The 11967-nt window shown below is 29.4% G+C and carries 13 protein-coding genes and 1 riboswitch; of the genes, 11 read left to right on the top strand and 2 right to left on the bottom strand.

The features are described from left to right. Window positions 1-59: 59 nt before the first annotated feature. The 9 genes from CLLI_RS06270 to CLLI_RS06230 all read left to right on the top strand — a co-directional run bounded on the left by CLLI_RS06270 (window position 60) and on the right by CLLI_RS06230 (window position 7299). Complete coding sequence (locus tag CLLI_RS06270; protein WP_106063364.1) at window positions 60-479, top strand: HutP family protein; 420 nt, start codon at window positions 60-62, stop codon at window positions 477-479. A gap of 251 nt (window positions 480-730) precedes the next feature. Next, complete coding sequence (locus CLLI_RS06265; RefSeq protein WP_106063363.1) at window positions 731-1741, top strand: ABC transporter substrate-binding protein; 1011 nt, start codon at window positions 731-733, stop codon at window positions 1739-1741. Next, the gene (locus tag CLLI_RS06260; RefSeq protein ID WP_106063362.1) at window positions 1741-2643 is read left to right on the top strand and encodes an ABC transporter permease; all 903 of its coding nucleotides are present in this window, start codon (window positions 1741-1743) and stop codon (window positions 2641-2643) included. The genes CLLI_RS06265 and CLLI_RS06260 overlap by 1 nt, the downstream gene beginning before the upstream one ends. Then, the gene (locus CLLI_RS06255; protein ID WP_106063361.1) at window positions 2609-3403 is read left to right on the top strand and encodes an ABC transporter ATP-binding protein; all 795 of its coding nucleotides are present in this window, start codon (window positions 2609-2611) and stop codon (window positions 3401-3403) included. The genes CLLI_RS06260 and CLLI_RS06255 overlap by 35 nt, the downstream gene beginning before the upstream one ends. An 89-nt stretch (window positions 3404-3492) precedes the next feature. After that, window positions 3493-3924 carry a hypothetical protein gene (locus CLLI_RS06250; protein WP_106063360.1) on the top strand — a complete coding sequence of 144 codons (432 nt, stop codon included), beginning with the start codon at window positions 3493-3495 and terminating at the stop codon, window positions 3922-3924. A gap of 267 nt (window positions 3925-4191) precedes the next feature. Beyond that, the gene (locus tag CLLI_RS06245; RefSeq protein ID WP_106063402.1) at window positions 4192-4437 is read left to right on the top strand and encodes a TM1266 family iron-only hydrogenase system putative regulator; all 246 of its coding nucleotides are present in this window, start codon (window positions 4192-4194) and stop codon (window positions 4435-4437) included. A gap of 15 nt (window positions 4438-4452) precedes the next feature. Then, window positions 4453-5511, top strand: coding sequence for a [FeFe] hydrogenase H-cluster radical SAM maturase HydE (hydE, locus tag CLLI_RS06240; protein ID WP_106063359.1), 1059 nt, complete (start codon window positions 4453-4455; stop codon window positions 5509-5511). Window positions 5512-5528: 17 nt separating this feature from the next. Further along, window positions 5529-6728, top strand: coding sequence for a [FeFe] hydrogenase H-cluster maturation GTPase HydF (hydF, locus tag CLLI_RS06235; protein ID WP_106063358.1), 1200 nt, complete (start codon window positions 5529-5531; stop codon window positions 6726-6728). A 22-nt stretch (window positions 6729-6750) separates the two neighbouring features. Beyond that, on the top strand, window positions 6751-7299 hold the full coding sequence (locus CLLI_RS06230) for an ECF transporter S component (RefSeq protein WP_106063357.1): 549 nt from the start codon (window positions 6751-6753) through the stop codon (window positions 7297-7299). Window positions 7300-7404: 105 nt separating this feature from the next. Here the strand turns inward: CLLI_RS06230 and yyaC are convergent, their stop codons facing one another. Both yyaC and CLLI_RS14465 read right to left on the bottom strand, forming a co-directional pair. Next, window positions 7405-8007, bottom strand: coding sequence for a spore protease YyaC (gene yyaC, locus CLLI_RS06225; RefSeq protein WP_106063356.1), 603 nt, complete (start codon window positions 8005-8007; stop codon window positions 7405-7407). Between the two features lie 131 nt (window positions 8008-8138). Continuing rightward, complete coding sequence (locus CLLI_RS14465) at window positions 8139-8306, bottom strand: hypothetical protein (RefSeq protein WP_170063653.1); 168 nt, start codon at window positions 8304-8306, stop codon at window positions 8139-8141. Window positions 8307-8861: 555 nt separating this feature from the next. Between CLLI_RS14465 and CLLI_RS06220 the strand changes: the two genes are divergently transcribed. Together CLLI_RS06220 and CLLI_RS06215 are read left to right on the top strand one after the other, a co-directional pair. Next, window positions 8862-10262 (top strand): glycosyltransferase family 2 protein, encoded by a 1401-nt coding sequence (locus CLLI_RS06220; protein WP_106063355.1) that lies wholly within the window; start codon window positions 8862-8864, stop codon window positions 10260-10262. 87 nt (window positions 10263-10349) lie between these two features. Next, window positions 10350-10449, top strand: a riboswitch (purine riboswitch). Window positions 10450-10542: 93 nt separating this feature from the next. Then, window positions 10543-11967 carry an NCS2 family permease gene (locus CLLI_RS06215; RefSeq protein WP_106063354.1) on the top strand — a complete coding sequence of 475 codons (1425 nt, stop codon included), beginning with the start codon at window positions 10543-10545 and terminating at the stop codon, window positions 11965-11967.

The following is an 11967-nucleotide window of genomic DNA, read 5'->3' as shown; positions in this document are numbered from 1 at the left end:
ATGATAAAATATAAACAAGAAGGAAGAATAGCGGAGCTTAATATTAAGGAGGGTTTAGAATGAAAATTGAAAGTGTAGATGTAGCAAAGGCTTCTATTCAAATGGCTATTTCATCTAGAGAAGATGAAAAGATGTTAGAAGAAAATTTCAAAAAGAGAGATATAAGAACTGTAGCGGTAGATGTAGGTGGAAATTTAAATGATTCTATAACTAAAATAGTGGAGAGGGCATTGGTGGCATCAAAAAGATGTGGACTTATAAAGGATTGCCATGTTCATGACGGAGCTGTTGTAGGGGCAACAAGAGAGGCAATAATGCAGGTATCCATAAAAGCAAATGGTTTAAATGTTGGAGGAAAGATAGGTATAGCTAGATGTGGTGAACATTTAAGTGTATGTTTATTCATGAGTATAGGACTTCTACACTTAAATGAAGTAGTAATAGGGTTAGGACATCGTTCTATACCAGATATATATTAGAAAAATAAAAAAATGTATTGACAAAATATGAGAGATATAATAAAATCTATACTAAATATACTTAATTTATTTAGTAATATGGTAGTTCTAAAAGGTTTAGCAGTATAGTTAAAAAACGTAGTATGGTAGTTAGGTAGGGAATATGGAAGTTAACTTTAATTTTGTTTAATTAAGGTTTATTTAGTATACAAACTCTCCCTATGGAGAGTTTTTTATATCTTTATAATTTAATATTTTAGGAGGATGGTAGTATGGTAGGAAAGAAAAAAGTGGGAGTATTACTCTCACTAGTATTGAGCACTTCATTTTTTGTGGGCTGTTCAAAAGCTCAAGGATCAGAAAAATCACTTCAGGACAAAAAGGTACTAAAAATTGGTATAACTCAAATTGTGGAACATCCCGCTTTAGATTCTGCAAGAAAAGGCTTTATCCAAGGATTAAAGGATAAGGGTTATGAGGAAGGTAAAAATATAAAAATTGATTATCAAAATGCTCAAGGGGATATGCAAACTTCTCAAAATATTGCCAAGAATTTTGTATCCAATAAGGAAGATTTAATATTTGCCATTGGAACACCTTCGGCTCAAGGAGCATTTAATGCCACAAAGGATATACCAATATTGATTACCGCAGTAACAGATCCAGTAAAATCAGGATTAGTAAAATCCATAGAAAAGCCTGGAACTAATGTAACTGGAACCTCAGATAAAATTCCTATGAAAGAACAATTTCAACTATTAAAAACATTAATACCTAAAGCTAAAAATATAGGAATTATCTATAATACCAGCGAAAGCAATTCTGAAATTCAATTAGAAGAGGCAGAAACTATTTCCAAGGAATTTAATTTGAATGTAATCTCCACAGGAATTACAAATGTCAATGATATACCTCAATCTTTGAATTCTATTATAAATAAAATAGATGTATTATATTTAATTACAGATAATACAGTGGCATCTGCAATTCCACTGTTAGTAAATACTTGTTATAGCAAAAATATACCTATATTTGGGGGAGAAAGAGCCCATGTGGTGTCAGGTGCTATTGCAACAATAGGTATAGATTATTATAAACTAGGATTACAAACAGCAGAAGCAGCTGTAAAAATAATAGATGGGAATATTCCCCAGGAAATACCTGTTGGTAATTTGAAAGATATGGAGTTAGTTATAAATGAAGATGCTATTAAAAAGCTGAATATTCAAGTGCCAAAGGATATATTTGAGAAATCTGAAAAGGTACAGGGAGGGGTAAAATAATGGATATTTTGATAAATGTATTAGAAGGCGGATTCATATTTTCCATAGCTTCTATGGGTGTTTATATAACTTATAAAATTTTAGATTTCCCAGATTTATCTGTAGATGGCACATTTCCTTTAGGGGCTGCTGTAACAGCTCTATGTTTAATGAAAGGAATAAATCCATTATTGGCTTGTGTAATGTCCTTTGCAGCAGGTGCTATTGGAGGAATGGTAACAGGAATATTACATGTAAAATTAGAAATAACAAATTTATTATCAGGTATCTTAGTTATGACAGGACTTTACTCTATAAATTTAAGAATAATGGGGAAATCGAATGTTCCTTTATTTGGTAAAGACACAATTTTTTCAGGAAATATTATGTCTTTAGCAGTTATTCTTATATTTGCAGTAATATCTAAAATACTACTAGATTTATTTCTAAATACTAAATTAGGATTTATGTTAAAAGCTGTAGGGGATAATGAAGAATTAGTTACTTCATTAGCTGTTGATACGGATAAAATTAAGGTTTTAGGTTTAATGATATCTAATGGTCTTGTAGCTATGTCAGGTTCAATAATGGCCCAATATCAAGGATTTTCAGATGTAGGAATGGGAGCTGGTACAGTAGTAATGGCCTTAGCAGCAATAATTATGGGAAATTCAATTTTTAAAGAAGGCAGTATTTTAAATGGAACTACTTTAACTATAATAGGTGCATTAATTTATAAAGCTTCAGTAGCGTTAGCATTAAAACTTGGTCTACCTCCTACTGATTTAAAACTTATAACATCAATTATTGTTGTAATAGCTCTTTTGCTTAATAATAAAAAGTTTAATTTTAAAATCGGTAAAAAGTCTTCTTTGGGGGGTGAAAACATTGCTAGCAATAGAAAATCTATGGAAAGCATTTAATAAGAATACAATAAACGAAGTAACAATTTTTAAGGGATTTAATTTAGTTGTCAATGAAGGAGATTTTATTACTGTAATAGGAAGTAACGGAGCAGGAAAGTCAACTTTATTAAATATAATATCTCAATCTATAAAAGAAGATAGTGGCAAGATAATACTAGATGGAGTGGAAATAAATAAGATTCCTCAATATAAATGTGCAGAGCACATAGGAAGAGTATTTCAAAATCCATCTATGGGGACAGCGTCAAATATGACTATTTTAGAAAATATGTCTATGGCATATAATAAGGGAAAAAGATTTGGATTAACTTCTGGCATAGATAAAAAGAATATAGAATTATTTCGCAGTATGTTAAAGGAAATAGATTTAGGGTTAGAAGATAAGTTAAATAATAAGGTTGGACTTTTATCTGGAGGACAAAGACAGGCACTTTCACTTATTATGTCTGTTATGAAGAAACCTAAATTACTATTACTAGATGAGCACACTGCAGCATTAGATCCTAAAACTGCAGAAAAGATAATAAAGATAACTGAAGATATAGTAAATGAAAATAATATAACTACAATAATGGTAACTCATAATTTAAACTATGCTATAAATTTGGGAAATAGATTAATAATGATGCATAGGGGTAATGTAACTTTTGACTTTAATGGTGATGAAAAGAAAAAATTAACAGTAGAAAAACTATTAGATCATTTTGGTGATTTAAAAATTAAGGAAGAGTTAAGTGATAGGGTAATATTTTCTTAAAGCTGGTGTAATACCAGCTCTTTTAAATAGTGTGTTTTAGATAATAAAGTGATATAATACGAATATAATTTTGTAATGGGGGAAATAGTATGAAAGATTTGGCAGGATTTTTTGGCTGGATAAGCGCAATAGGATATGGGGGTGCCTTATTAAATTTTTTTATAAAGTATATTAATAAAAAATACATTGTAAAACTAAGTAAAGATAAAAAAAAGTTTGTAAATTATTATAGAATACTTATGAAATTTGTTGTGAAATATCATAGATACTTTGGTATTATAGGCTCTATAGCAGTTATAGTTCATTTTATTATAATGTTTAATGTAGAAGGACTTTCTATAACAGGAATAATAGCAGCAGGTACTATGTGGATTGTTTTCTTACTTGGTATTTATGGAACTTATATTAATAAAAATGTAAGGGGTAATTGGGTTAAGATTCATAGAAGTTTAGCCTTTATTCTGATTATTATGCTGTTTATTCATCTTGTGTTTAAAGAAAGCTTTATTATTAGATTTTAATTGTACATACATAGTTGACAAGTTTGGTATATAAAAATATAATTAATATGTATCCCATTTATTGGTGTTTCCGATAAAAGAGATTTAATGAAAAAATATAACCTAATTGTAAGGAAAATTCTAAGCAAAAGGGAAGGAAAATATAAATATATTACATAGAGTATATAACTTTTAAATGAAATGTCATTGTGATATATAGACCTTCCAGTTTTTGCCGGAAGGTTTTTTGCTTTTAGTGATATGCATAGGAGGAATTGAATCATGGATATGGAGAAAAGAGTAGGGGTAGTGGGCATTGTAGTAGAAGAATTTGAAAGTGCAAATAAAGTAAATGAAATCCTTCACCAATTTGCAAATATAATTGTTGGAAGAATGGGAATACCTTATAAAGAAAAAGAAATAAGTGTAATTTCATTGATTGTGGACGGAACTTCAGACGAAATAAGCGCTATGACAGGAAAGCTTGGAAAAGTTACTGGAGTAAATGTTAAATCTGCCATGACAAAGAAATAATATAGGAGTACATTTATGAATTACAAAGAAATAATTGATAAAGCAGCTTTAGGGGAAGTCTTATCACAAGATGAAATGGTAATATTATTAAAACTAAATGAGAATGAGGTAAGTTATCTATTCAATGAGGCAAAAGAAATAACTGAAGAATACTGTGGAAATAAAGTTCAGATAAGAGCTATCATTGAATTTTCTAGCTTTTGCAGATGTGCCTGTGCATATTGTGGCTTAAATTCTTATAATTGTAATATAAAAAGATACAGAATGCCTTTAGAAGAAATTATTAATACTGCAAGAGAGGCATATATTGCTGGATATAAAACTATAGTTTTGCAATCTGGAGAGGATTTATGGTACACAAAAGAAAAGATATGTTATTTAATTAAACAAATTAAGTCTATTGGGGATATTGCCATAACTCTTAGCATTGGGGAAAGAGACTTTGAAGAATATAAGGCATTTAAGGAAGCCGGGGCTGATAGATTTTTAATAAAGCACGAAACAGCAGATGAAGATTTATATAATAGATTACACCCTCATTCTTCATTTAAGAATAGAATAAAATGTTTAAAGAATTTAAAAGAATTGGGCTATCAGGTTGGCAGTGGTTTTATGATAGGTCTTCCTGGACAAAGCTATGAGACTATAGCAAAGGACATTATGCTGCTAAAGGAATTGCAGGTGGACATGGCAGGTATTGGTCCTTTTATACCACATCCTGAAACTAAGCTAAAAAAATATAAAAAAGGAGATACTTTCTTAACCTTGAAGGTATTAGCTTTATCTAGACTTATTTTAAAAAATACGCATCTTCCTGCTACTACTTCTTTGGGGGTAATTAATTCTACCCATAAAGGAATAGCTTTTAGCTGTGGAGCCAATGTTATTATGCAAAAGGTAGAGCCATATAAATACAGAAGATTATATGAAATATATCCTAACAAGGCTAAGGAAGAAAAGACAATAAAACAAGAGAGAAAAGAACTAGAAGACTATATATTGAATATTGATAAAAAGATATCCTTGAATAGAGGGGATTCATTTAAGAAAAAATATTTTAAATTTATGAAGTAACATAGGAGGAATTATTTATGCAAGACACATCTAAGGGAAATAGATTGCATATAGCTATATTTGGGAAAAGAAATGCTGGGAAATCAAGTATAATAAATGCTTTAACAAATCAACAAATAGCAATTGTATCAGATAAAGCAGGAACTACCACTGATCCAGTTTATAAGGCTATGGAACTTTTGCCCATAGGTCCTGTTATGATGATAGATACTGCAGGGTTGGATGATTTTGGTGAAGTTGGAGAGCTTAGAATAAAGAAAACAAAACAGGTTATGGATAAAACAGATTTGGCTATTTTGGTATTTACTTCGGAAAGTGAAGAGTTAACTTTAGAAAAACGATGGTACGAAGAATTGTCTTCAAAGAATATTCCTGTAATTGGAGTAATAAACAAAATAGATAAATTAGAAGTAAATGAGGAGTATTTTAAGGGTAAATTTAACATACCATTTGTAAAAGTTAGTGCAAAAGAGAACACTAATATAGACAAGTTAAAGGATACAATAATTGAAAAAGCTCCCTTGAATTTTGAAAGAAGTACTTTAGTAGGGGATATAATAAACCCTAAAGATGTAGTTTTATTAGTTGCACCACAAGATATACAAGCGCCTAAAGGAAGGCTTATTTTACCCCAGGTGCAAACTATAAGAGACATATTAGATAAGGATGCTGTAGTAATTACGGTAAAGGATTCAGAATTAGAGTATTTTATTAATAAATTAAATTTTAAACCAGATTTAGTTATAACAGATTCTCAGGTATTTAAGAAGGTAAATGAAATAGTACCTAAGGATATACCATTAACCTCTTTTTCTATACTTATGGCCAGATATAAGGGAGATTTAAAAAGTCTTATTAAAGGTGCTAAAGCCATAGATTCATTAAAGCCTGGAGATAAAGTACTTATAGCTGAAGCATGTACTCATCATGCCTTGAAAGGAGACATAGGAAGGGAAAAAATACCTAATTGGCTTAATGAAAAAGCAGGTGGTGAACTACAAATTAAAGTTAGTGCTGGTTCAGATTTTCCTGATGATATTAAAAACTATAAGCTAATAATACATTGTGGAGCATGTATGTTTAATAGAAAACAGATGATGAGCAGAATATTAAAAGCTAAAAATTATGATGTACCAATAACAAATTATGGCATAGCCATAGCACATATTAATGGAATACTTAAAAGAGTTACAGAAGTATTTAAGGATATAAAATAATCTATAAATTGGAGGAGATTTAATGAACAAATCACAAAAATTAGTAAGAACAGCTCTATTATTAGCTATTGCCATAGCAATACAAGCTTTGGGAAGAAGTTTTCCCCAGATAAGTCAAGTAATTGTAGGCTCTGTTGTTAATGCCACATTAATTGTTGCAGCTTATAGTTGTGGTGTATCATGGGCAGTATTATTAGGAACATTAACTCCAATGCTTGCGTTGATAATAGGACAACTTCCTAGTCCTATGGCTCCTTTTGTTCCATTTATAATAATTGGAAATATCTTATTTGTACTTGTTTTTGGTATAATAAGTAATAAGGTTAAAAGTTTAAAATATATTGCTATAGTCATTGGAGCATTTATAAAGTTTGGATTTTTATATTTAGCTGCTAGTAAATTAATACATGTATTTAAATTAGGTATACCACCCAAAGTTGCATCTAAATTAATTATAATGATGGGAATACCTCAACTTATTACGGCTTTAATTGGTGGATTTATTGCTTTAATATTAGTAAATGCCCTTGTAAGAAGAAAGGTAATATCATCGAACCACAAAGTATATTAAAGAGTATTTTGGTTATTCTAATAATATAAAGGGATCTAAAATGATTAAGCTAAGAGTGTATTAAGGTTTTTAATCATTTTAGATCCTTTTTATACTAGTGCATAATTATCTAGAAGGTACTGAATTACTAAATATATCTCTTGTATCTTTTAAGTATACGTTTTCATGTGAATTTAAATTGTCATTTATAGCTTTTAATATGGCTTTTGATAATATTTCTGCCATGGAATAAACATAATAGAGTCTAGTTTGTTGAAGTATGTATTCATTAGCATATTTTATAGAAGAATATCTATTTACTACTGCTTTAATAGAAATATCGCCTACAGAACAGTTTCCTGATTTTAATGCAGTAGCAGGAGATATAGAGCCATTTTCTATAATTATTTTACCTATATTGTTTTTATCTCCTAAAGATGCATCTATAGCAATAATAAAATGATCTTTATAATGATCCTTTATATAATTTATTTTCTGTGTTAAATTATTGTAATCTACTAGATTTTCCAAGTCTCCCATTATGGTGCACGGACAATTATGTTTTTTTAACAAAGTACCTGTCAATGGACCTAATGAATCACCTGTGCAGCTATCACTGCCTATGCATAATATAAGTATCTTATCTCTACCATTAATTTTATCTAATATATATTTTGATATATCATCAATATTGGTTTCTTCAAGAGCGTAAAAACAATAGGAATCCATATAGCATTACCCCCATAAAAATAAATACTTACTTAGTATAATTATACCATTAAAACTAAATAAATGTACTATGAGAACCTATAAAATGACAGCAATATAAATAGCTGTCATTTTATAGGTTTTGAAATATTCTATCTTCTAGCTAAAAGGGCTAAAATTACAAGTGGAACTATAAAATTATTACATGAAGAGCTAAAGATATTACAAAAATCACATCCAGTATTACAACATCTACTAGTACAATTGCATTTTTTTTGGCGGCAATCATGTTTACAACGATTTTTATGCTTGTGTCCCATATATATCCCTCCTTTTTATAATATGTTAAACCATTTATATAGAAAGAAGGTTATATTATTATAGTATATTCAATATAAAATCATTTGTGAATATGAAATAATGTACTATAGTACTTATTTACATAATATTAATTATGCAGATAAATTTAAAAATGTAAACCAAACATTTATCATTCATCATAAATAGTTTACATAATGAAAATTATGTAATAAAAAATAAAAGTAAACCACTTAACTACAATTTAATCCTTATAAATAACTAACAAAAAAATAAATAAAAATTAGTAAAAAAAGATTTAAATTACGATATTATAAAAGAAATTACAAATAGGTGAACTCATTATAGAGTATTTTAATAAATTATTAATAAAAAATTTTAATATGGGTAAAATTAAGTTAAGGTGGGCTTTGCTGATTAGTAAGGTTCCTTTTATTGTATGTTGAATATTGCCAGAATAATCAAAACATTGCAATTGCAAGCTTTATTTTAAAAAAATGTGGTATTATAAAATTGATGCTATCAAAAAGCCAAAACAATGAGATGGAAGTGATATTATGGAAGATTTTATCTATTATTCAACGGCAATATTTCAAATTACAGTGTTTTTAATAACAATGTACTATTTAATATTATCATTATTTGGATTATTTAAAAAAGAAGATTTAACTTCAAGTAAATATAAATCAGAAAAAAAGTTTGCTCTTATTGTAGCTGCACATAATGAAGAAGCAGTTATTAGCAATATAATTGAAAGCTTAAAGTCTTTAGATTATCCAAAAGAACTGTATGATATTTATGTAATCGCTGACAATTGCACAGATAATACTGCCAGCATAGCAAAAAAAGCTAATGTTAATGTATTTGAAAGGAATATACAGAATAAAAGAGGAAAAGGTTATGCATTAGAATGGATGTTTAGCAAAATATTTGCCATGGAAAAAGATTACGATGCTATAGCCATTTTTGATGCAGACAATTTGGTCTCAAAAAACTTTTTAAATGAAATGAATGGTAAGCTTTGTGAAGGGTATAGAGTAGTGCAAGGATATATTGATAGCAAAAATCCAGATGATTCATGGATAACTCAATCCTATTCCATATCATTTTGGACTGCAAATAGATTGTTCCAATTAGCCAGGGCAAATTTAGGATTATCCAATCAAATTGGAGGTACAGGTTTTTGTGTAGATACTGAGATTTTAAAACAACTAGGCTGGGGTGCTACTTGTCTTACTGAAGATTTAGAGTTTACCTGCAAGCTTGTGCTGCATGGTTATAAAGTTGGTTGGGCCCATAATGCTGTAGTTTATGATGAGAAACCAATAACCCTTAAGCAATCTTGGAATCAAAGAAAAAGATGGATGCAAGGATTTGCAGATGTAGGTTCTAGATTTTTTACAAAGCTGCTTCATAAATCTATAAAAGATAAAGATTTTACAGCTTTGGATTGCGCTTTGTATACAATTCAGCCCCTTGTTACTTTATTACTAGGTATATCTGTAGCATTAACCTTAGCCCAGAATAATGCTGAAAAAGGGCTTAACATTTTTGTAATAAATGATTTATTTGCTCCAGTTATTTGGAAGGTTTTTAGTATACTACAATTTTTATTTACTCCACTTATTATGATGCTTGAAAAGAAGTTATCCAAAGCAATGTTTGCTTTGTTTTCCGTTTATTCCTTAAACATAGTTGTCATCTCATCTATATTTGGAAGTAATCCAAAATCCTATGAAATAGTTTTTGGCAATTTAGTTTACATTGCCATGTTCATACTATTATTACTTGTCCTAAATAAAAAACATTCAATTAAAATTTTTATATGGTATTTGTTATATGGAATATACACTCTTACTTGGATTCCGATTACTATACAGGGAATAATGGATAAAAATAATAAGGAATGGAATCACACGAAACATACTAGGACTATAAGTATTCAAGATGTGGAATAAACGAAATAAGTCAATATTTAATTTTTTTCTTTTAAAAAATATAAATATTGACTTATTTCGTTCACAATGTTAATATATAAAAATATAATTTTATAGAAGAATTCTATCCATATAATTCTGATAATAAGGTTCAGAAGTTTCTACGAGAAACCGCGAATTTCTCTCTATGGGTGAGTCTGTTTCAATATATAACATATGTATATATTAGATTCTGTTAACGGATTTGCTTATATCCTTAACAGATTTTTTTTATAAAATTTTAATTACTAAGGAGGAAGATATGAATAATATTCATTCAAAAGAAAAAAAAGGCTCATTTTTAAATTCATTTTTTAAACTAGATGAAAATAATACAAATGTAAAAACAGAAGTATTAGCTGGTTTCACTACATTTATTACTATGGCTTATGCATTACTTGTAATTCCCAATATATTGAAATTTTCAGGTATGAATGCTCAGGGCTTAAAAGGAGATGCAGCTGCTACACTATCTACATTAAATGATCCAATAGTTGCCTCTGCTTTCGTAGGTATGTGTTTAACTTCAGCAATTGGAACTATTATAATGGGTTTATACGGGAATTTACCTTTTGCAGTAGCTCCTGGCATTGGTTTAACAGCATTCTTTACCTATAGTGTTTGTTTAACTTTGGGTTATACATGGCAACAAGGCTTGGCTGCTGTATTTATATCAGGATTATTATTTATATTTATTACTATAACCTCAATAAGAGAGAAGATAGTTGAAGCCCTTCCACAAAATTTAAAAGTTGCTATAACAGGAGGTATTGGTTTATTCGTTTCCCTTATAGGATTAAAAAGTGGTGGCATTATTGTAGCTAATCCTGCTACACTAGTAAGCTTTGGAAGCTTTACTAACCCCCATACTATTTTAACTTTAATAGGTATAATTACTATGGTAATCTTAATGGCAAGGAACATTAGGGGAGCAATGCTATTGTCCATAGTAATAACTACATTGATAGGTATTCCAATGGGAATAACTAACATAACCGGATTAAAGCCTTTTAGCATTCCATCAAGTGTTGCACCAACATTTTTAGCTTTTGATTTTAAAGGCCTTATAACGCATAATGGTACAGGCTTCATTGGTGCCTTAACTAGTATATTTATGGTAATACTTACTTTCAGCCTTGTAGATCTGTTTGATACTATCGGTACTTTAGTAGGAACTGCAGAAAAGGCGAACATGATATTGCCTGATGGTAAAATTAAAAATATGAAGAAAGCACTTTTAGCTGATGCTATAGCTACAACAATAAGTTCATTATTTGGAACAACAACAACAGCCACATATATTGAATCCACTGCCGGAATTGCAGAGGGAGGAAGAACTGGACTTACTTCTGTGGTTGTTGGCATACTATTTGCTTTATCTTTATTTCTAGGAGATCTCGTTGGAATAATACCAGCAGAAGCTACAGCACCAGCTCTTATTATAATTGGTTCTCTTATGATGAGTTCTGTTAAAAATATTAACTTTGATGATTTTACTGAAGCTGTCCCTGCCTTCTTTACTATAGCTATTATGCCTTTTAGTTATAGTATTGCCAATGGTATAGCTGCTGGAATAATATTTTATCCTATAATGAAAATAGCTACTGGTAAATATAAAGAAGTACATCCAATAATCTATGTACTTGCAATATTGTTTATATTAAGGTTTATATTATTACCTCAATAA

Origin of the sequence: Clostridium liquoris, from assembly GCF_002995785.1 — a bacterium.
GTDB lineage: Bacteria > Bacillota > Clostridia > Clostridiales > Clostridiaceae > Clostridium_AO > Clostridium_AO liquoris.
This window is presented reverse-complemented; position numbering and strand designations above follow the sequence as displayed.